The 20612-nt window shown below is 63.7% G+C and carries 23 protein-coding genes and 1 pseudogene; 6 read left to right on the forward strand and 18 right to left on the reverse strand.

What is annotated here, in order from left to right; translation table 11 throughout:
• Window positions 1-38 precede the first annotated feature (38 nt).
• Window positions 39-1556: an MFS transporter gene (locus BUF17_RS03460; protein WP_073626036.1), complete on the reverse strand. Its 1518-nt coding sequence runs from the start codon at window positions 1554-1556 to the stop codon at window positions 39-41.
• A 189-nt stretch (window positions 1557-1745) separates the two neighbouring features.
• Here BUF17_RS03460 and BUF17_RS03465 point away from each other — a divergent pair, with 189 nt between their 5' ends.
• Window positions 1746-2606 (forward strand): LysR family transcriptional regulator, encoded by an 861-nt coding sequence (locus BUF17_RS03465; protein ID WP_073625748.1) that lies wholly within the window; start codon window positions 1746-1748, stop codon window positions 2604-2606.
• Between the two features lie 59 nt (window positions 2607-2665).
• On the opposite strand, the gene BUF17_RS03470 is transcribed toward BUF17_RS03465, so the two are convergent.
• Both BUF17_RS03470 and BUF17_RS03475 read right to left on the reverse strand, forming a co-directional pair.
• Entirely contained in the window at window positions 2666-3589 is a 924-nt protein-coding gene (locus BUF17_RS03470) for an EthD domain-containing protein (RefSeq protein ID WP_210215380.1), read from the reverse strand.
• Entirely contained in the window at window positions 3586-4809 is a 1224-nt protein-coding gene (locus BUF17_RS03475; RefSeq protein ID WP_084563862.1) for an MFS transporter, read from the reverse strand. The genes BUF17_RS03470 and BUF17_RS03475 overlap by 4 nt, the downstream gene beginning before the upstream one ends.
• 122 nt (window positions 4810-4931) lie before the next feature.
• Between BUF17_RS03475 and BUF17_RS03480 the strand changes: the two genes are divergently transcribed.
• Complete coding sequence (locus BUF17_RS03480) at window positions 4932-5855, forward strand: LysR family transcriptional regulator (RefSeq protein ID WP_073625749.1); 924 nt, start codon at window positions 4932-4934, stop codon at window positions 5853-5855.
• 30 nt (window positions 5856-5885) lie between these two features.
• Here BUF17_RS03480 and BUF17_RS22015 read toward each other — a convergent pair whose 3' ends face one another.
• The gene (locus tag BUF17_RS22015) at window positions 5886-8093 is read right to left on the reverse strand and encodes a relaxase/mobilization nuclease domain-containing protein (protein ID WP_428977616.1); all 2208 of its coding nucleotides are present in this window, start codon (window positions 8091-8093) and stop codon (window positions 5886-5888) included.
• A 15-nt stretch (window positions 8094-8108) separates the two neighbouring features.
• Window positions 8109-8933: a lytic transglycosylase domain-containing protein gene (locus tag BUF17_RS03495; protein ID WP_073625751.1), complete on the reverse strand. Its 825-nt coding sequence runs from the start codon at window positions 8931-8933 to the stop codon at window positions 8109-8111.
• 267 nt (window positions 8934-9200) lie between these two features.
• Between BUF17_RS03495 and BUF17_RS03500 the strand changes: the two genes are divergently transcribed.
• A complete protein-coding gene (locus tag BUF17_RS03500) occupies window positions 9201-10241 on the forward strand; it encodes an IS110 family RNA-guided transposase (protein WP_073625752.1) in 1041 nt (346 codons plus the stop codon).
• A 349-nt stretch (window positions 10242-10590) separates the two neighbouring features.
• Here BUF17_RS03500 and BUF17_RS03505 read toward each other — a convergent pair whose 3' ends face one another.
• From BUF17_RS03505 to BUF17_RS03550, 11 genes are all read right to left on the reverse strand, one after another.
• On the reverse strand, window positions 10591-10926 hold the full coding sequence (locus tag BUF17_RS03505; protein ID WP_073625753.1) for a DUF736 domain-containing protein: 336 nt from the start codon (window positions 10924-10926) through the stop codon (window positions 10591-10593).
• A 45-nt stretch (window positions 10927-10971) separates the two neighbouring features.
• Window positions 10972-11517: a S26 family signal peptidase gene (locus tag BUF17_RS03510; protein ID WP_073625754.1), complete on the reverse strand. Its 546-nt coding sequence runs from the start codon at window positions 11515-11517 to the stop codon at window positions 10972-10974.
• Complete coding sequence (locus BUF17_RS03515; protein WP_073625755.1) at window positions 11514-12035, reverse strand: DUF2840 domain-containing protein; 522 nt, start codon at window positions 12033-12035, stop codon at window positions 11514-11516. Before BUF17_RS03515 ends, BUF17_RS03510 begins: the two co-directional genes overlap by 4 nt.
• A complete protein-coding gene (locus tag BUF17_RS03520; protein ID WP_073625756.1) occupies window positions 12032-12283 on the reverse strand; it encodes a hypothetical protein in 252 nt (83 codons plus the stop codon). Before BUF17_RS03520 ends, BUF17_RS03515 begins: the two co-directional genes overlap by 4 nt.
• Window positions 12280-12933 (reverse strand): ParA family partition ATPase, encoded by a 654-nt coding sequence (gene parA, locus BUF17_RS03525; RefSeq protein ID WP_073625757.1) that lies wholly within the window; start codon window positions 12931-12933, stop codon window positions 12280-12282. Before parA ends, BUF17_RS03520 begins: the two co-directional genes overlap by 4 nt.
• On the reverse strand, window positions 12930-14000 hold the full coding sequence (locus BUF17_RS03530; RefSeq protein ID WP_073625758.1) for a replication initiator protein A: 1071 nt from the start codon (window positions 13998-14000) through the stop codon (window positions 12930-12932). Before BUF17_RS03530 ends, parA begins: the two co-directional genes overlap by 4 nt.
• Window positions 14001-14270: a helix-turn-helix transcriptional regulator gene (locus tag BUF17_RS03535; RefSeq protein WP_073625759.1), complete on the reverse strand. Its 270-nt coding sequence runs from the start codon at window positions 14268-14270 to the stop codon at window positions 14001-14003.
• Between the two features lie 160 nt (window positions 14271-14430).
• Window positions 14431-14916 (reverse strand): DUF2285 domain-containing protein, encoded by a 486-nt coding sequence (locus BUF17_RS03540; RefSeq protein ID WP_210215381.1) that lies wholly within the window; start codon window positions 14914-14916, stop codon window positions 14431-14433.
• A gap of 46 nt (window positions 14917-14962) precedes the next feature.
• On the reverse strand, window positions 14963-15217 hold the full coding sequence (locus BUF17_RS22020) for a transcriptional regulator domain-containing protein (protein WP_088871091.1): 255 nt from the start codon (window positions 15215-15217) through the stop codon (window positions 14963-14965).
• 296 nt (window positions 15218-15513) lie between these two features.
• Window positions 15514-16356: a DUF932 domain-containing protein gene (locus BUF17_RS03545; RefSeq protein WP_073625761.1), complete on the reverse strand. Its 843-nt coding sequence runs from the start codon at window positions 16354-16356 to the stop codon at window positions 15514-15516.
• 322 nt (window positions 16357-16678) lie between these two features.
• Window positions 16679-17299 carry a TetR/AcrR family transcriptional regulator gene (locus tag BUF17_RS03550; RefSeq protein ID WP_175563595.1) on the reverse strand — a complete coding sequence of 207 codons (621 nt, stop codon included), beginning with the start codon at window positions 17297-17299 and terminating at the stop codon, window positions 16679-16681.
• Window positions 17300-17381: 82 nt separating this feature from the next.
• Between BUF17_RS03550 and BUF17_RS03555 the strand changes: the two genes are divergently transcribed.
• The gene (locus tag BUF17_RS03555; RefSeq protein ID WP_073625763.1) at window positions 17382-18032 is read left to right on the forward strand and encodes an NAD(P)H-dependent oxidoreductase; all 651 of its coding nucleotides are present in this window, start codon (window positions 17382-17384) and stop codon (window positions 18030-18032) included.
• A gap of 26 nt (window positions 18033-18058) precedes the next feature.
• Here the strand turns inward: BUF17_RS03555 and BUF17_RS03560 are convergent, their stop codons facing one another.
• On the reverse strand, window positions 18059-18373 hold the full coding sequence (locus tag BUF17_RS03560; protein ID WP_073625764.1) for a DUF736 domain-containing protein: 315 nt from the start codon (window positions 18371-18373) through the stop codon (window positions 18059-18061).
• 647 nt (window positions 18374-19020) lie between these two features.
• Here BUF17_RS03560 and BUF17_RS23495 point away from each other — a divergent pair.
• Window positions 19021-19362 (forward strand): head-tail joining protein, encoded by a 342-nt coding sequence (locus BUF17_RS23495; protein WP_428977624.1) that lies wholly within the window; start codon window positions 19021-19023, stop codon window positions 19360-19362.
• Window positions 19363-19382: 20 nt separating this feature from the next.
• On the opposite strand, the gene BUF17_RS03570 is transcribed toward BUF17_RS23495, so the two are convergent.
• Entirely contained in the window at window positions 19383-20396 is a 1014-nt protein-coding gene (locus BUF17_RS03570) for a lipase family protein (protein WP_084563868.1), read from the reverse strand.
• A gap of 65 nt (window positions 20397-20461) precedes the next feature.
• Between BUF17_RS03570 and BUF17_RS23165 the strand changes: the two are divergent.
• A pseudogene (locus BUF17_RS23165) lies at window positions 20462-20566 on the forward strand (DUF6441 family protein); the annotation flags it as partial.
• Window positions 20567-20612 lie beyond the last annotated feature (46 nt).

Raw genomic sequence — 20612 nt, forward strand, 5'->3', positions numbered from 1 at the left:
CGAAGTAATCCACGGCGAGCCGGTTGCCGGGCTCCGACTCATGACGCGCCAGCGATACCTCTCCTCCTCCCGAAGGTGAAAAAGCTGAGTGCGGCCAGCACCCAGACACCGATGGCGCCGTAGAGCATCACCTCTCCGAAGCCGCCGGCCAGTGCGGCAAGACCGAGCACCTTCGACACTCCCGGAGGGGCTTGATCGAAAGCACCGACGTTTCCGGCGGCGACCTGTTCGGCGATGTGCCGAAGTTGCGTGGCGTCGAACGATCCGGACACCGCACTCAGGCGCTTCAGAACGCCGTCAACCAAGACAAAGCCCATCAGCGCGATGTTGATGGCGAGCGAGATCATCCGTGCGCTCATGTCGATGCCGGATGCCATGCCGGCCCTGTCGCTCGATACTGATCCAGTCGTGGTGTTGGTGACCGGCGTGTTGGTCGCCCCGAGACCGATCCCGGCCAGCAACGCGCCGATCAATGTCGTCGGCAAGGCCGCCGGACCACCGCCTGTTCCGATCTTCATGATGAAAAAGCCGAGACCGATCACGAACAATCCGGCCGGGATGACGGTGCCGGCGCCAAGACGCAGCGAAAGGCGTTCGGCATAGGGCGGCACGACCAGCGTCGGCAGGGTGTAGGCGAGAAGTGCAAGGCCAGCGGTCAGCCCGTCGAGACCGAGCCCCGCCTGAAACCAGATCGGCAGATAGATCATGAACGGCCAGAAGCTGAAATTCATGCCCATCGAGCCGAACAAAGCTCCGGAAAACGGCCGGATTCGGAACACCGAGAAATCAAACATCGGGTGCGGCGTGATCTGCTCGACAATGACGAAGGCGATGAGGCTGAGGGCGGCTGTAGCGACGATCGCCAGCGCGAGCAGACTGGTGAAACCGAGTTCGCTGCCCTGAGTAATGACGTAGGCGACGCAAAAGACGGCCAGTGACAGGGTCGCGATGCCGCCGAGATCCAGGCGCCGAGCGGCTGGATCCTTCGACTCCCGAACACCGCGCCAAGCCAGGATGACGGTCAGCACGGCGATGAAACCGTGGATCAGAAACACCCAGGCCCAGCCCATCAGGGCGGCGATCCCGCTGCCGATCACCGGACCGAAGCCGAGACCGAACCCGGTAACGATGCCCCACCAACCGAAAGCCCGGGCTCGATCAGCCGCCGTGCTGAACTGATGCGAGAGCACGGCGATCCCACAAATCAGCATGGCGCCGCCGCTCGCGCCTTGGAGCGCACGCCCAACGATGAGGATCATCATGTTGGGGGCCAAGCCGCACAGGACGGACGTGCCGCCGAACGCAACGATAGCGACGACGAGGAGACGCTTGCGCCCGAAGCGATCCGCCAGTGTGCCGGCAGCCATGAGGACCGTCGCCACGGCGATGGTGTAGGCGTTCATCGTCCACTGGAGCTCTTGGAAATCGGCGCGAAGGACTTTCTCCAGCGTCGGCAGAATCGCCGGAACGCTTGATATTTCGAAACCGAACATCAGAGCCGACAAGCAGATGGCGGCCAAGGCAAGGTTACCTTGCCGCGAGGAAGCAAAGGACATGGTCAGGCCTTTCAGCGCCAAGATCACTCGGCGTCTCGCGCGCGGCCGTTCACCCCCAACGGCTGAAGCCGGAGTGGCACGGCAGTCTTGCGAGCGACTGTTGTTGATGGACCTGATCGTAGGCGAAACTTGACGATATAAGAATGATATGGCTGAATATTTCAGAGACAACAAATCTGGATGATCGAAATGGCATCCCTTGATGTCGAGTCCGTTCAGGCCTTCGTGGCCATCGCCGACCTTCAGAGTTTCACGCGCGCGGCGGAGGCCCTCGGCACCACGCAAGGGGCGATCAGCGTCAAGCTGCGGCGCCTGGAAGAGCGGATCGGCCAGCGGCTGATCGAACGCACGCCGCGCCACGTCCGGCTCTCCGCACACGGCGCAGTCTTTCTCGACCGGGCTCGCGACTTTCTTGCCGCGCACGAAGCGGCGCTGTCGGCGCTCGCTTCCACCACCCCACGCCGCTTCGGGCTCGGCATCGCTGCGCATGTGGCCGGACCGGAGCTTCCGACCCTTCTGGCGCAACTCAACGCGTATGATCCGGGCCTGCGCATCGAGGTCCGCCTGGAGAATTCGCGCACGCTGCTCGACGCCTTCGATCGTGGAGAGCTGGACGCCTGTATCATTCGTCGCGAAGACGACCGGCGCGACGGCGAGGTTCTCGGTCCCGAACATTTCGGATGGTTCGCCGCGCCGAATTTCGAGCATCGGCAGGGCGAGCCTCTGCGGCTGGCGGCCCTGTCGCCGTCCTGTGGCGTGCGCGATATCGCGACCCGCGCCCTCGACGAGGCAGGCATCGCCTGGACGGAAGTGTTCCTCGGTGGCGGCTCGTCGGCGGTGACGGCAGCCGTCTCCGCTGGACTCGCCATGGCCGTCTTTTCCTGTCGCCTTGCTCCGCCCGGCACCGTCGAAATCGGCGAACGCTTCAGGTTGCCGCGCCTGCCGTCGTCCGAGATTGTGCTGCACTCCACACTCACCGATCCCAAGTCGCGCGCTGCATTGCGCACATTGGCTGCGGCTTTTCGGGAGCACCGCGCGATGGCCGGATAGCGGACGCGGGACAACCGCCCGCAGCCGGCACCGTTGGTCGGACAGCGTCGCCGGCCCCCTTATGACGTTGCCGAGGCCCGTTCCGGCGCGAGCTGATCGACAACGGTGAAGGTCAGGCCGGTCCAATACTCGCCCGCCTCAACGACCGCGATGGATCGTTCCGCTTCCTCGATGGCGGCATGGCCGTCGGACTGCAGGAAGCTCTCGACATCCTTCATCGAGGCGAAGGCCATGAGCGTCACGCCATCGATCCGGCTGGCTACGGGGTGGAAGAACGGCACGCCCTCTGTGACGGGACCGATGTTGTGCAGTTGGACGTAACGCTTCACGAGATGCTGCGTATCGGCCTGGCCGACCACCAGTTCGGCATGGTCGTGCAGCCAGCGGCGCTGGAACGTCTCGCGGTCGAGATCATCGCGCCGGATGTGGGTCTTGATCAGGACGATCGAGTCGTTGCCAGCCGTGTTCGGCATGATGACGAACTGGCGGGCGAGTAGCGGCCCGAGATCCCGGAAGATGGCCTGATCCTCGGGAAGGATCTTGCGACGAACCCGCTCGGCACCGAGAACCGCGCCGAGATCGTCTAGCCCAGAGAAGTTGAGATACGCGACCCCGTCCCACTGCGGACGTCGGTAGGACTCGACGTGACCGACGATGGTCTCGAACAAGCGACCGTCCGCGTCGAGCGGCGGCCGGTAGGGCGGCGGGTTCAAGCTCGTCGGTCCCGACGCCACGCGGTGAATCTGATCGTAACGCAGCAGGCGCTCGATGGTCTTGCGATCGTCTGGCTCGTCGGGATGGAGGAAGCGCGGGCCATGCGCCTTGCGCCAATAGTCCCCCCATGTTTCGAAACTGAGATTAGGGTCGGGTTCGGACGCGTTGGCGGTCGGATCGGCGCGCGACAGGAACGAGAACAGCACCGTCAGCGGAGCGGTTCGAGCGTCGGACTCGGTTGAGGTGGACGGTGCGACAGAGGCGGTCATCGGGCGTACTCCTTTGAAGCGAAGGGGATGGATGGCGGAAACAGAGAGCGCAGCAGCGCGACGAGGCCGCAGGCGGCGCCTGTGAAGCACACACCGGCCCAGCCGTAGCGGCTCCAGGCCCAGCCGCCGGCGAGCGCGCCGATCGCCATGCCGATCATGGCGGCGGTCATCAGTAAGCCGTTCAGCCGGCTGCGCGCGGCGGGGTCGATCGTCGTGACGATGGTCTGGTGCGAAACCAGCGCGGCCATAACGCCGAGGTCGAACAGCACCGCCCCTGCGATCAGCGCGGCGATTGAATGCGGCGACGCCAGCATCAGGACAAAGGCAAGAGCGACCAGAAGGCAGCCGAGGCGGATCGCGATGGCAGGCCCGCGGGCGTCGGCGAGACGCCCGAACAGAGGGGCGCCGAAGGCCCCGGCGGCGCCGGCCAATCCGAAGGTGCCGGCCGCACCCGCACCAAGATGGAGCGGTGGCTCGGCCAGCATCAACGCCAGTGTGGACCAGAAGGCGCCGAGGGTTGCCGCCAGCAGGCCTTGGGTCAGAAGAGCCTTGCGCAGCACCGCGTACCGCCCGACCAAGGTGGCGAGGCTCAAGAGAAGAGCGCCATAGGAACCGTTGGCGGTCGCCGGCTGGAGCGGCAACCAGCGCCAGACCGCAACGCCGACCAGCGCCACCATGGTGGCGGCCAAGGCGTAGATCGCTCGCCAGCCGAAGAGATCGCCGACGACACCACCCAATGTGCGAGACAACAGGATGCCGCAGAGCAGGCCCGTGGTCACAAGCCCGATGGTGCGCCCCCGCTCTTCGGCCGTCGCGAGTTGCGCCGCCATAGGCACGAAGTCCTGGCCGAGGCTGCCGAGCAGTCCGACGGCGAGGCTGACGGCGAGAAGCACGGAAAAATCCGGCGCGAGCGCCGTCGCCGACAGGAGAAGCACGAGCAGGATCGACTTGGCGAGGACGAGCCGCTTGCGGTCGATGAGATCGCCGAGCGGGGCCAGCAGCAGCATTCCGAGGGCATAGCCGGCTTGGCTCACCGCCGGGACGAGGCTCGCCGGTTCCGATCCGATGCCGAATGTCTCGCGCACCAGCGGGACCACCGGCTGGATGTAGTAGACATTGGCGACGCCGACGCCGGCTCCGATCGCCAGAAGCCAGACCAGGGCCGGCGGGATCGAACGCCTTCCTTCGTCTTCATGGGTGGAATGCGATGGTCCTGGCATGGCGCCGCTCCGTGGGATGCGGGCCGGACGACCCTATCCGGAGCATTTTATTGGCGACTGTAGTGGCGATAAATCGGCTCATATGGCAATATGAGTTGACAGATAGTCGTCAATAGGTCGCGATGATTTCCGCCGAACACCTCAGTGGCATAACAGCCTTCGTCCAGGCCGCCGACGCAGGCGGATTCACGCTGGCGGCGGAGAGGCTCGGCCTTTCGAAATCCGGTATCGCCAAGAGCGTGGCGCGGCTCGAGGATCGGCTCGGGGTTCGATTGTTCAACCGAACAACACGCCGCTTCGCTCTGACGACCGAAGGCCAATCTTTCTACGACACCTGCGTGCGCGTCCTGGCCGACCTGGAAAACGCCGAGGCGGCACTCAACGCGCATCGCCTGCGGCCGCGCGGGCGATTGCGAGTCGATCTGCCCGTGGTGTTCGGCCGACGCTGGGTGCTGCCCGTGCTCCTCGACGTTGGCGCGCTGTATCCGGAACTGTCGCTGGAAGTCTCACTGACCGATCGACGCATTGATCCGATTGACGAAGGCATCGACCTGGTGATCCGCATCGGCGATCTCGATGACAGCTCCACACTCGTCGCCAGAAGGCTGGGTGTGCAGCAATCGGTGCTCTGCGCCAGCCCCGATTATCTCGACAAGCACGGGAGCCCCACCTCGCTCGATGATCTCAGCGCTCATGCCTGCATCGTCTTCGGCCGGGGCGGACAGTCCCTGCCGTGGTGGTTCCTGGATGGGAAAGGCGCGCCCGTGGCGAAGCCCGTCTCCGGACGGCTCTCGTTCAACCACAGCGACGCCATCTGCGACGCAGCCCTCGCCGGCCAAGGTATCGCGCTTCTATCGACTTGGCTGATTGCCGACCACTTACGCGACGGACGACTTGCACAGGTGCTGCCGGCGGTGCCGACGCGGGGTTTTCCGATCCACGCTCTCTGGCCGCAGACCCGGCAGATGAGCCCGAAGGTGCGCGTCGTGGTCGACGAACTGGTGAACCGCTTCCTGCCTGAGCCGCCGTGGGATCGCGATAGATGAGCCTTCGCTCCAGCTTTCCCGGTGTTGAGATCAGATCTCCAATCCCTTCTGCCGCCCCAATTGCCACGACACCGATCCGCCACGGACGATGCCCGACACCTCGCGACCAAGCTGGCGGTCGATGACCGGCCGCCACGGGACGAGTGTGAACTCGTGAGACTTCTCGACGATCGCGAACTTGCCGCTCGATAGCTGCACCGCTCCGGTGAAGGTGCCGCTGACGGTCTCGCCATCGGCGGCGGCCCGGAACGGCAGGGCCTTCTTCGCTGCCACCTCCTCGCCGACACGGGCAACCTCGCGCTCCTGAAGCGTGGCGATCAGGTTGCGCCGATAGGCGACGTGGCCATCGGATTGACGGACAGCGTCACCGTGATCGATCAGCGCCTCGCGCCGGCGCGCCATCGCCTCGTGCACCTGGTTGCCAAATCCTGACGACGACAGATCGGACACGCCCACACCGACCAGCCGTCGGTCGAGCCACGTCGCGCCGTCCGATCCGATCTGGCGTTCGAGGTCGAAGGTAGAGAGGACGCGGATATTGACGCGGGCGTTGCTGCCCGCATCATGGGCGGCGGCGCGCGCCTCGAAATCTTCCGGGATGCGCCAATGATCGGCGTCGATCCGCTCGGTGATCCCGGCGCGGCGCAATGCCTCCAGCCGACTGACATGGGCATCGACGAACCCCTCATAGTCACCGTTCGGCACACGCCCCTCGAACCGAGCCTGTTCCAGATGGCTGCTCGGCCGATAGAGGCCGTCCTCGGCCATGGCGGCGATGGCGCGATCGGATGGACGGCCGGTGCTCTCCGGCGGCCCGATCTCGATGATGCTGCCGAAGCGGGCGTCCTCGACCCGCGCCGGGTCGACACCGGAGACATGGTGCGTGCATCCGTCGATGCCATCGACCAGTAGCGTCAGGTTCTCACCCAACTCGTCGCTGAGATGCTTGTCGATGACGCGGCCGACGATCAGCATCGTGGGCGCGGCGGCGTGAATCTGGAAGCTCATCGGGTCGCGTTCGGTACCCTCGGCCCGGAGTGCCTTCTGCATGGTGCGGATGATCTCGCCTCGCTCGCCCATCTCGCGCAAGGTGGGCTCCAGCCTCTCGCTCAACTCCCAGACGCCCGGCGCATGCTCAGTGGCAAGGCCCATGTCGCCGAGCTTGCCAAGACGGCGCAGGCGCATCGTACGATCGGCCTGGCCACGCAAATCGTCCGGCCCGTATCGGAGGTCAAGCAAACGGTCTTCGGCTTCGGCGATCATCGCCCGGTCGATGCGGGTGAGCCGATCTTGGTCGATCTCCACCATGAGTTTGCGGCGCTGCTCGATCTCGGTGACGGGGCCGAGTTCCAGCGTCGCCAGTTCGGTTGCCCGCTCGCGGACACCATTGGCGAGATAGTCGCCATTAATGACGAGATCCTCGCCGAGCGCATCGCGACCGTTGACGATGACATGGACATGCGGGTGGCCGGTGTTGTGGTGATTGACCGCGACCCAATCGAGCTTCGTGCCAAGGTCGGTTTCGAGCCTTCCCATCAGCTCGCGGGTGTAGCCGGTCAGGTCGGCAAGCTCGGTGGCGTCTTCCGGTGAAATGATGAACCGGAACTGGTGGCGGTCGTCTTGGCCGCGATCGAGGAAAGCGTCGCCATCTGCGCGACCCTCCGTCGCCGAATAGAGCCGGCCTCGCTCACCATCGCGCGATGTGCCGTCGCGCTGGATATAGCGCAGGTGCGCGGCGGCCTTTCCGCTCTTGCCCGCGCCCCGGACAGAACGGGATTTGACGATGACGCGGCGGCTGCCGGGCTGGCGGTGGCTCCAGCCGTTCGACAGGTTGCGGGCGCGCACGAAGGATGCGCCGCGACCACGCTGCACGCCTCGGCCGGAGGCGACAACACGCGTGCCCTTCGCTGCGTAACCGGGACCGCCCCCCTTCGCCGATCGGCTTCGGCCGGACGCCGCCTGTTGCTGGCGCGTGGCCTTCCGCACCTTGCTGAGGAAGCTCTTGGCCTGTCCCGATTTCCCACCGTTGGATCGGACGCGGCCGGGCTTTGGCCGGAAATAATAGTCGTCTTCCCTCATGGCCGCCGATCCACCCGAAATCGGCGGCTTCGGGCAAGAGTGCTGCGAGAAACGCCGTATATTCTGGCTTTTCCGCGCCTCGCGGCACCATGGCGGTCCGGCGACGGTGCCGCCCCAAACAGTGTGCAGACAAGGGCTTGCCCTGCGGATCGGACCCATGGGGTGCCGCCCGCTTTAATCTTGCCCTCCCGCCTGCCTTTCCGTTCTGCCCCTCCTCTCCAAAGATGTGACTGACGCCAGCCCCATCCTCTGCACACTGAAGTCGCTTGCGCATCCGGCTCGACCGCGAGCCTCATGGCTGCCGCCCCGTGCCACTCGCGCGACGAACAGCCCGACCGACTGCGGCACGATGGCGGAGAGATCGCGCACGGTGTTCGCCTGCGGAGCGTCGTTCTTGTGCTCATCTGACTGCACGGGAGGGACCGTCGCCTTGCTCAAAGGCTGCCTGATGAAAAGCGGAGCACGGGTCCAGGAAAGCGGATCGGCCGACGCGACGACGACCGCGTCGGTGGCCTCGCCGGGGCTGACGATCGGCGCGACGGTGGCGACATAGGCGCGTGTTTCCGGTGGAAGCGGTCGGCCCTTCAGCGCCTCCTCGTAGCGCCCGGGACCGGCGTTATAGGCCGCGATCCACTCCGGCGAGCCATAGCGATCGAACAGTTCGCGGATATAGGCCGCGCCCGCCACGATGTTGTCGTGCGGGTCGTAGGGATCGCCGCCCAGGCGGTAACGCACACGCAGCTCGGCCCAGGTCTGCGGCATGATCTGCATCAGCCCGATCGCCCCTTTGGGCGAGGTGGCACGTGGATCACTGTCGCTCTCTGCTCGCATCACCGCGCGAATCCAGGCGGCGGGAAGCTCGAAGCGCTGTGCCGCTTCGGCGATGAGTTCGCCATAGGGATCGCGCGATGGCGGTTGGACGACAGGCAGAGTCTGCGCCAGCGCATTCACAGGAATCGTACTGCCGAACAGCAAACCTGCGAGCAGGATGATCGCCAATCGCGCGGTCGCACTCTCTCCACTGCGACACCAGCCTGCCAGCGTGCTCGCTGCGGTCAAGGGTGTGCGCACTGCGCCGATCTTCGATCGCCCTTGACCTCCGCTGTGCGCGCCGGCCGACCGGTCGTCGAGCGGGACGAAGGGATGAGATGGGGTAATCGGCTTAGAGCCCATTTTCCCCGGAATGGAGGAAGGTGTTGCGCTTCCAGTCGATGGTAGACGTGGTCTGTATTGCCCAGCCACAAGCATCAGGAAAGGAAGCGCAACATGAAGCATTATGCCGGTCTGGACGTATCCGTGAAAGAGACCTCGGTGTGTATTGTCGACGAGACGGGTGAGATTTGCCGGGAGCGAAAGGTCGTCAGTCATCCCGATGACCTCATCGAACTGCTGTGTGACCCTCGATGGAATCTGGAGCGGATCGGCCTTGAAGCGGGGCCGCTGTCGCAATGGCTCTACGAGGGCCTGGCGCGCGCCGGCCTGCCGGTGATCTGCATCGAGACCCGCCACACCAAGGCGTTTCTCAAGGCCATTCCGAACAAAACCGACCGCAACGATGCGCGTGGGATTGCCCAGATGATGCGTGTCCATCTGTTCAGGCCGGTGCATGTGAAGACGCTGACGAGCCAGAAGCGCCGCGCCCTGCTGACGGCCCGCACGCTGCTGCAAGGAAAGGCGATCGCCATCGAGAACGACCTTCGCGGACTGCTGCGGAACTTCGGGCTGAAGGTCGGCATGGTCGGAAAGGTCAAATACGAGGATCGTATCCGCGAACTGACCGAGGGTATGCCGGAGCTGGCCGAGATCGTGGAGCCGCTTCTCGCCGCGCGCCAAAAGCTGCGGGAAGAATTTGCAAAGCTGGATCGTAAAGTGCGGGAGGAAGTCAGAACCGATCCGGTTTGCCGGCGGCTGATGACGGTGCCCGGCGTTGGTGCGATCGTGGCGCTGGCCTATGCGGCGACCATCGATATTCCGGCCCGCTTCCGCAGCTCCCGGTCGGTAGGAGCCGTGCTCGGATTGACCCCGGTCCTCAACCAGTCGGGCGAAAGCAACCGCAGGGGCCGCGTCTCGCGATGTGGCGACGGGATGCTGCGCAGCCTGCTCTACGAAGCCGCGCAGGTCTTGCTGATCCGTGTCCGGAAATGGTCCTGGCTGAAAGCCTGGGCGATGAACGTCGCAAAGCGACGTGGGCTGCAAAAGGCCATCGTGGCGTTGGCCCGCCGGCTTGCCGTGATCCTGCACCGGATCTGGAGTGACGGAACCGAGTTCCACTGGACACGGGAGGATGCGATAGCAATTGCAGCATAAGCATCGCTCTTCGAAGAGCATGTAAAGTTCCGCCTCGCGGCGGAAGACGTCCTTCGCGGACGGTGGGTGATGTGAGTTCGGGAAAGCCGTTATTCGATAGCGCCATGCGCTGTCAGGATGCGGATGAGATTGGGCCATGTCACTCTTCTGACCCCATGGAGGGAGGGCTATACGCCGATCCCGGAGAGAAGCGCGGGCCGCGAAAAGACGTTGAACGCCGCGCCGGTTGAACAGATCGATTGTGGTTGACCCCACCACGCCGATTAGAGAAGACGGCTTTTCCGCGAACAAAGGGATGGCCGATCGCAAGGAGATGGCACAGGCGCGCAGGCTGACGGATCGCATGAGGTCACTCCCGCTCACCGCGCTTCGGGGCACGGTTCCAATGCAGCGACCAGGACGCGCCACCGTCATCGTTCCGAAACAGGTTGGCGCGGATCGGTTGCGGCAAGGCGGGATCGTCGATGACGAGCGCGATGTAGTCCCCGGCCCGTTCGCCGGTGCGCTTCCAGCCAGCGCCGATCTCCGGCCCTTCCTCGTTGCCGTTGTGGACGCGGTAGTCCGGCGCGTTGTCGGCATCGGACGGCTCTGCTGGAATGATGGTGATCTCGCGGAAGAGCGTGAAGGTATGGACGCGCCCGACAAAGCCGGTGGGTTCGCGCGTGAACTCGCCAATCTGTGGCATGTAGAACCTCCATGAACTGGTGGTGGGATGAAGGTGGTGCGGCGCTCACCGTGTCGGGGCACGCCAGACGAAATGGCCGTCGCCCTCCTCGTCGGTGTAGATCGGCGTCGCCGTGCCGATGACGGCGCGCGCTGGGATCGGGCCGAAGTAGCGGCCGTCCAGACTGTCGGGCACATCCGGGTTCATCAGGAAGAACTCGTCTTGCGCGACCGTCCGGCACCCCTGCCAGACCGGCAGGTCGCGGCCCGCGCGGTCGCGATCGAGCGCGTCACCGAGCGGCACATGATCGACCGTGATGGTGCGCCCGGTGCGACAGACTTCGTGTCCTGGCAGGGCCATGATGCGCTTCAACAGCGGCACGCCGCGGCCGATATAGCCGCGCTCCACCATGAAGTCGGCGAGCGCTTTATCAGGAAGCACAGCAACAAGATCTCCGACCTCCAGGTCCGGCGCCGGGGCGAGAGCGTAGAGGCCAATCGGAACACTCGCGGATGCGTTCCAGACGAGGCGCAACGGTGTGGGAATGAACGATGCGACGGCAACGCCCATCACGGAGAAGTACGTCGCCATGACGTAGCCGAACCGGGTCATGGTTCGGCCCTCCGGCGCAACAGAAACGCCTGGTGCTGATCGACGGTGTAGGCGCGCGGCTCGTGCCCGACGGTCAAACGGTTGTGGGCGTGCCGCCAGTGATCGGGCGACACCTCGGTGGCGTCGATGCCGATCGCCTCGACAGCATCGATGTGCTGAAGGACGCGCTCGACCTTCGGCCAGCCCTCGATCCTGAGCAGGATCTCGCCGCCGGGACGCACGAAGGGCAGCGTCTGGAACGGTTCGCCCGGCACCACCGCACGTACGATGTCGATCCGTGACGTGATCGTGCCGAAGTCATTCGACGCCCACCGCACGAAGGCGAAAACGCTGCCGGGTCGATAGAAAAAGACACGCCGACGGCGGTCGAGCACCTGTTCGCGCACCTTGTCGCCGAACCTGATCCAGTTCTCGAGCCGCTTCTCGATGTGCGTCAGTTCGACTTGGGTGAAAGCGTCGGCGGACAGGGTGCGCGGTGCGATACCGCCATGTGAACGGGAAGCGGTGGCACCGGTCATGGGCGATCTCCATCGGTGGTCGGCGGGAATTCGCGCGCGAGCAGATCGCGCAGCATGTCGGCGACGGTGATGCCGCGCTGAAAGGCGACGATCTTGATGCGACCACGCAGTGAGGGCGTGATGTCGATGGTCAGCCGCGCGGTGAAGCGGGCCGCCTCGTCGGTACGCGGCGCGTCGGCCGCCTTGATCCAGCTTTCCGGGTCGGCGGGCCGGGCGGCAAAGCGGCGACGGATCGGGTGCGCGCTCATGGCAGTGCCTTTCCCGTGATCAGCCGTCCGATCTCTGCAGCGAGTGCCGCGATCTCGCGCGCGGCCTGACTGTCGGGGTCGATTTCGGAGGCGAGCCGACCGGACTGTGCGGCATCGGCGAAAACGACGCGCTGGCCGATGGTCGTCGCCAGCACCGGCGGGTCATGATCGGCGAGCGTCTCGGCGGTCTCGCGGGCGATGACGGTGCGCGCGCCGCAGCGGTTGAGCACGAAGCGTGCCGCCAAGGCCGGCCGGTAGATGCGCGCTTCGGCGACGAGCGCCAGCATCTCGGCCGAGGCCCAACCGTCGAACGGCGATGGCTGCACCGGGATCAGCACCACGTCGGCGGCCAGCAACGCGGACCGCATCAACCCGGCGATGCGCGGCGGCCCATCTATGACGATGTGATCGGCGTGGCGTGCGAGTTCGGGCGCTTCCCGGTGCAAGGTATCGCGCGCCAGACCGACGACGCCGAACAGCCGGATGCCGTTCTCACGCGCCCGTTGCTGCGACCAATCCAGCGCCGAACCCTGCGGATCGGCGTCGATGAGGGTCACGCGCTTGCCCCTCCCGGCCCATTCACCGGCGAGATGCAGCGCCAGCGTCGTCTTGCCGACGCCGCCCTTCTGATTGAGGAGCGCGACGATCATGGCGTCCGCCTTCCGGCGGCACCGGCACCACGGCCGCGTTTCGCGCGCGCCAACAAGGAAGAGCTAGATTCTCTGTTAGACTCTAGGTTAGCGGTCGGATTTCGCGTTTCAGGCCAGAGTGTTAACTGCGGTCTGTGCGCCCGATCTGCCGACAGGCCTGCGCCTGATGTGCCGACACCCGTTGCGCCCGATCTGCCGATGCCGTTCACAGGCTCATCCACAGGCACTGTGAATTGTTGGACGGGCCGTATACGGAGCAACTCACGCCGCCCCTCGCGTTCGATCGACAGGCGATATCCAGGCAAAGGCTGGCGGATGGTGATACGGCGCAGATCGAGCGCGAAATCGGAAAAGCGCGCGAGGCTGCCGGATTTGGCGTGGAGATGGGTAATCTCGAACAGCCAGCCGTGTCGCTGGTGGCCGGCGTGCTTGCGCGCGACGCGATAGAGCCAGCGCTCGATACCGCCGGTCAGGCGGAAATAGTCCGGGTCGATGGTCAGCACCAGTGAGCGGTCGACGACCCCGTTGTAAAACCACTCGGGCAGAACAAATTCCATGCCCTCGACGCGGCCCTCGCGCGTCGTCATCTCTTCCCATTCGTTGATCCAGGAGAATTGTCGACGGCGCCATTGCGCGCCGTTGCGGATCGTTGTGGCGATGACGGTCGATTGCAGCCGTGCCAGCGAGGCCTTCAGGAGAAGGTACTGCTGGTTTCCGGTTGGACGGCCGACACCCCGCAGGAGCTGGTAGGGCGTGAAGCGAAAGAAGCGCGAGGTACGGAGACCATGGTTCTCGGCCGCGACGATCTGCGAGGCGGCCCAGATCAGCACATCGGCGTCCCATATCGTCGCCATGCCGTGTTCGGGCATCCCCAGCACCTGCACCTCGACATCGGCGGCCTTGTAGAGGATCGGCTTGACGCGCGGCGTCTTCGACAACGAGAAGAACGGCCGTTCCATGAGATCGCGCTGATCGCGCGGGCTGGCATCGCCGCTGGCGACCACGAAGGGATCGAGCCGTTGGCGCTCGCTCCCGTGCTTACCGTCTTGTCGAGAAGCACCGCTCATTCAGCGTGCTCCCCGTTCGGCGGGCGTCAGAGGGCGTGCCGGGAAGACCCGGCCGGCATTCTGATCCGTGGTGGATTTGCGCGCGCCAATGGCTGTCCAGGCTTGCAGGTCTTCGAGCGCGTAGATGACGCGCCCGCCGATCTTGCGGTAGGTCGGGCCGGTGCCATAGGTGCGATGCTTTTCCAGCGTCCGCAGTGAAATGCCGAGGAAACGCGCCGCGTCGGGCGTGCGTAGAAAACGCGGCGGCAACCCCGTCTTCGGGTCGAGCATGATCGGGCCTCCGGGTCGGTTCGGATGACTGCCGGTGACGGCAGCGGGTCATGGCGAACCGTGGCGGAGGAACGGCGGCTTGCAGCGTGCCGGAATCAGGGGGGTGCGATTCCGGCACCCCAAGAAAGCAAGAATGATGATGATGATCGAACGGGAGCGTTCAGCGGGGCGGCAGACGCGTGGGATAATGCAGTAGTTCGCGATATCCGCCGCGCATGTAGTGGGTGCCATCGGCAACAAGGCGGCGCGTCTGGTTCTTACGAGGGTCGCTTTCCCAATCGGTTTTGTTTCCGCGAAAGCCCAGCAGAGCTTCCGCAATCTTGCGATAGCTGGCACCATCGGTGCGACCGTCGAGGGCGCGCAGGATCAGGATATGCCGGTCTCGGGTCTGCGCGGGTAACGCGCGATGGTGTTCGCCGACCGCCCGCCCCATCAGCGCACGCCAGAAGCGCAACACCGCTTCGGCGCGATGCTCCAGCGAAACATCGAGCGGCAGGATGACGACATAGGCCGTCTTGGTGCCGGGCGGTGGATCTGCGAGCCAGAACTGGTGGTCCGCCTCCACCGACCGCCAGATACCGTGCCACGTCCCATCCTCCGCCACACGAGCATCAAGACCCGACAACGTCGGCAGGCCGATCGTCATGGCCGGATCGTCCACGCTCCCTGGAATAGGTTGAAGCTCAAAGGCGTCAGGCAGCAGAGACGGCATCCAGAACAGCGCGGCCCGGTCGGCGGAGAGAGCCGGGTCCGCCGGGAAATCGCAACCCCCAGCGTTCCGAGAACGCCGTCTGCGCATCGCTGTCGTGGCGAAGCAATCGCCTCACGCGATGGAAGTCGCGGTGATAATCTTCATCGCGACGAAGGTACTCCCAGGCAAAGCCGGCGGCAGAAATGCTCTTGGCATGGGCATAGGCGGCCGGCGAGCGCCAATCTGTACTCGGCATGGCGTCACCTCTCGTCCAGCATCTACGCGTTGCTGGAAAGAGGAAATGTTCGCGATACGAGGCTCACGTTGAAGCTACTGTTGCCCGATATGTTGATCGCGTTGAACGATCAATATTTGAAGACAATTCGGATCATTTTTGAAGTTCCTTCGCGAGCCGGGCCATGCCCGGCGAGCGGCATATTTCCGGCTCAGCGGAAACCTGCCGATCCGTGAAGACGGATCGGCGCGAAATCTGATCCACGCTTCTGCGGGAAGCCGTGAAGCCGGATTTCCGGCTCCACGGCTCTGCGGATGTCAGGCGCTCTTCAGCCGCTGCATTCCCTCGGCCAGCGTCCACAGGGCACGATTCAGCCCGACATTCTGGTCGATGCCGTTGATGGGCCGCGTCCGGCTGCGGCGGATGCGTCCATCCGCAGTCCGCCTCCGTCCATCCAGCCCGCCCCGGATGAGGTTTTCCTGAATGACATTGAAGGTCTGCCACAGGTTTTGCCCGACATCCTCGCGGCGGCGCGGGGCGATGATCTGATCCGGGCGAACCGGGCTTTCCTCCTCGCCATAGCGCGCGACGAGGCTCGCCTCGGCCAAGACCTGCTGTTCATCCCGCGAGAGCCGGGTGTCCTTCATGGTCTCGGTCGCATCGATCAGGCGTGGAAAGTCCTTCGCGACGGCGTTAACGCCGTCGATGATCCGATCCTGAATGCCGCCCTTGTGGGGCACGCGGACTTCCTCGAACCGCTCTCCAGCAATCATGCTGTTGGTGCAGACGAAGCGCAGCATCCCGGCGAACATCTGATAGGCGCTGGTCCCGTCGTGGCTGTTGACGATGATGACTTCCGCCGCCTCCGGCTTGCCGATGCCGTCATCCCGGCGCAGGCGCAACATATGCTTGGCGTGCCCATGACGAGCACCGTCACGGGGAACTGCCTGCACGGCGAAAAACGGAAACCATCCTTCCCGGCGCAGCCCCTCCACGATTTCGATGGTGGGGACGTAGACGTAACGCTCCGACCGGCTGTCGTGCGCCTCACGCGCGAACACTGAGGGGACGTGACGATGAAGGGCGTCGTTGTCGAGCGCGTCGCGCCCGCTGATCTGGTGAGAGTTGCGGCCGAACCGGGTGGCAAGATGGTGATACATGGTCTGTCTCCCTTGGGGCTGGGTTGAAGCGCAGCGCTGCGCTGCAACCCTGGCCGTCGCCGAGACCGGGGGGTGCAAGGTGCAAGGGCGTCGGGGCCGGAGGGGGATCGCCCGGCCTGCACGGAACGAAGTGAAGGAAGACCGGGGACACCGGCTCGGACGAGCGCCAGCGCCCCCTTGCGCCGCGCTCGGGGGCAGCGCCCCCAAGAAACCCGCCTGGCGTGAGCGCCAGCGGGAGCCTGGGAGAAGGTCTGACCGGGATACGTAAAAACTTAGAACCGGAAAATCGCGTATCTCGATTTCCGCGTTTTCTAAAAGAAGACTACGAAGAGCGGGCGTTATACCTTGCGATCATCGCCATGATGGCCGCGAAAAGTTCTTCCTTTGCCTCTTCCGACGTGATTTCCCCGAGGGCCGCAGCATTGGATAAAGAATCTGCAGCTCCGAGCATCGCCCAGAAACTGGCTACTTTAATGTCGGATGATCTTGTGAACGGGGCGAGAACCCTCCGGCATTTCTCGAGAAAGACGAGTTGATAGTCTCGTTTGACCCGTTCCAATTCTGGGGATCCGGCTAGGGCGGCTAGCACGCCCGGTATCTCGCGACCCTGGGTCAGAACACAATCGACATAGCATGATGCGATGATCGAAGCCCTGCTCTGCAAGGTCGGGGTGCCTTGTTCAAGCGCGGCGTCTATCACGGCCGTCTGCCGCGCGTCGAAATCCCGATAGAGCGCTGTCAGCAATCCCTCGCGGGTGGCGAAGTGGTCGTAAACGACGGGCTTTGCCACGCCAGCGTCTTGAGCAAGTCGCGGCAAGGTCAGCGCATCGGCACCCTCCTTGCGTATGAGTTGCCAGGACACGTCCAGCAGTTGCCTCATTCTCTCGGTGCGGCTGAGACGAAGGCGCTTCGGCGGCGCTGCAACTGATTCAGGCTGGGCCATTGACATCACTATATACGAAAAGTAACTTACTAAAAGTATATATCTAGGCAGGCGAGCCTGCAACCCGAACACGGAGACATGTATGCACGCGCTCATCGTTGTCGCGCATCCCGACCGCGCCTCCCTCACACATGCTGTTGTGCAAAAGGTGTCGGAAGGAATTGCGGCATCTGATACGGCGCGCTCCTTCGAAATCGCCGACCTTATCGCCGAGGGATTCGACCCGCGTTTCACGGAACAGGACTTTGCCGCTTTTGGCGGCGGGCACGCGCTACCGGCGGATGTCTTGTCCGAGCAGTCCAGGCTTGAGCGTGCCGATGCGCTCGTGGTGATTTATCCCGTTTACTGGTGGTCGATGCCAGCCATCCTGAAAGGATGGTTTGATCGGGTCTTCACCAACGGTTGGGCCTATGATGATCGGTCGGGGCCTGACATTGTTAAAATGCTGGGTCGGCTTCCTATTCATCTCATCGCCGTCGGCGGAGCCGATCAGCGCACCTATACCAAGCATGGCTATTTCGAGGCCATGAGAACGCAGATCGATCACGGCATTTTCGGTTATTGCGGCGCGCCCGTCGAGACATCGGAATTCCTGCTGCCGTCGGAATCGGGTTTTCCCGGTTCCCTTCTCGAAAAAGCGCGAGCGATCGGGCACTCGATCTTCGCTTCTGGCGGAGAACCGCGTTTTCTGAGAAGCGGCGGCCATAAACAGAAAGATGCCCTGCTCGGGTGAGCAGGGCGTTCTCGATGTGGCCGGCTTCAGTCGCCGCTGCGGCGGGACCAGATGAGATTGTGGGCTTCGCCGCCCTCATCCTCGACCAGGCTGGCGTAGATCGGAGCCGCGAAGCTCGGATCGTCCAGTTTGACCGAGAGATAGTCGCGGCCGGTCTCGCGGGCGGTCTTCTTCCACGCCGCACCGAACTCGGTGGTGCCGGCGACGATTCGATAGTCCGGGCCGCGCTCGCTGTCGCCCTCGGTGGGGACGAACTTGGCCTTGACGTTGAGGGTCAGGGTCTTGACCGTGCCGGTGATGTCGCCGTTCGCGGTCTTGGTGAAGGTGCCGATGGTTGCCATTGTCGTGTCTCCGTTCCTCGGGTCGCGCCTATCGCGACCTCGATGGCGGTCGTGCGACCGGGGACGATCAGCCCGCACCCGGAGGGCTGAAACGCAGTGAAAGGCGGCCGGAGACGGCTTTTTTTGCTTCGCGATGCAAAGCGCGGTCACGCGCGGCGGAAAAAAGCCGGTGCCGGCCGTTGCGGGGGGATGATCGAGGCGAAGCCGCTCTTCGGTCAGACCCAATCCATTCGAGGACGCCGTGGGTGCGGCTCGACAGGAAATTCCGGTGAACACGACACTGGTGGCAATCGACCAATGCACCAGTCATGACACGCCAGCGAACCTCCGATCTCGTCAACCTTACCCCTGATCCTCAATGGCAAGGCTCGGCCATCGTCCACAGGGGACACGGATGTTTCCCGATCTCTGTCTCCTTCGCCGCGCCGACATTGGTAGGCCGGAGACGATTATCCGCGGAGTAACGTGACCTCTCTCACCAACTGGCGACATGCCCTCACTTCCGGCGCGGACGGTCGGCGTGCTCGTCTTCTGAGACGATACCAATAAGCGCTGCACGACTGTCGCCACCGCCAACCTTCTGATCGGCGTCGCGGCGGCAGCGGTCGCGGGCGGCGCGGGCAACACCACCGGCCGTGTTCGGCTCAATGCCTCCTTCCGGGCGAACGATCCGTGTTCGACGCCTTCGCTTCGGCCATCGATGCGCTCTTCGCCGATCCCAATATCAGCGAAGAGCGCTGTGGAAGGCCGGCGGCGTTGGCGCTGGCGTCGCTGTCCGCATCATCCGCAAGCCGCCCGACCGCATGGCGGAATTCGGGGACAGCCGCGCCGTGTTGCCGACCGTCGGTATCGATATCCGACGCTGTCAGTCCGCGACAATCACCGAGGGTGATCTGATCCTGATCAGCGCCGAGACTTATCGGATCATCGGTGAACCGATGGGCGATGCGCTCAGGCTTGTATCGGCTTGCGAGGCCGTAAAGGTGTGATCGAACAAACTCTGTTCGAGTTACAACGCTTCGCGAATGCGCTCTCGATAGATTTCCATGGCATGATTCGCGATACCCTTTCCGGTCATAAGGCGCGTTAGCCAACTCGCGAATCGCAAGCTTTCTCTGCCTTGAACGTTCTCCAACGAAGTGCCGTCCAATTTGAATTCGCTAAAGCAGTTTTCAAAACCCAGCCACTTCGGCGGGACTGTGGGGACGATATCCAGTTCGTTGTAGAGATGGTACGGCGTCGCATACTGGGTAACGGCTCTCATGTCGCCGTAGCGAGGCATGCCGAACGTGTAGCTGGCATCAGTTTTTGCCGCATACGAAATGTTGCCCGGAAACGCGTGCACCTTCGGATATTCTCTACTCCAGACGACGTGCATAATGGCTGCGAGGGCACCGCCAAGCGAGTGGCCAGTAACGTAAATCGGTGTCGCGTCCTGATCGCCAAGGTTGAACTTCTTAATCTCACGACTTACCGGCTCGAAGCAGCCGAAGATTGCCCTGAAGAACCCGCTGTGAAATCCAACCTCACCAAAATCTTCGAAATGATGCCGCTCTCGAATGATGTGCTTAGAGGCGTGCAGATTGACGACCCAATCGTAGAGGTACTTCGTCCCGCGTATCGCAATGATGATCATATTTGGCGTGCGCACGCCGACGACGATCGCATACCTGCGGATAACAACAAAGAACTGACCAAAATCAAGCGAGCGCATAGTCTGATCAAAATCGAGACTGCGCCCCTCTCGAACAGCCCGCTGGTATGCCAGACAAGGAATGACATTTACCCGATCTGCTTCTCTGAGTTCGAAATCAGGGATGCGATAGTAGGTTAGTTCCGAAAAAAGAGCGCAAACATATGCTTTCTTTATATTAAAACCTGACTCGCGCCAGTCAATTGAATTGATGTGTTGCCAAGCTTCATGGAGTGGAAGTTCTTGCGCCATTTTCTTCTCCCCGAATACCGCACCCACAAAGTCGCTTCGACGTAAAGAAATATAGAAGATGCGACTCTCAATCGCCATACTCGATCTCGGCAAAGCCCTTTGCTGAAACCGAGAAGGATATCGAATGAGCGGTCACCTCGGCGATGCGCGACGCTGCCGAAGGCCTGAAGCAGGATCTCCGCGAAGATGTCATCGCGGCCGGGCTCGGTGAACGGCTGTATCGGACATGGCGGGGAAAGACCTTCCCCGAGTTGGGCGAGAGCGCCGAAGCCGCAGCCTATGTCTGGTCGCGCG

It is taken from the genome of Pseudoxanthobacter soli DSM 19599, from assembly GCF_900148505.1.
Lineage (GTDB): Bacteria > Pseudomonadota > Alphaproteobacteria > Rhizobiales > Segnochrobactraceae > Pseudoxanthobacter > Pseudoxanthobacter soli.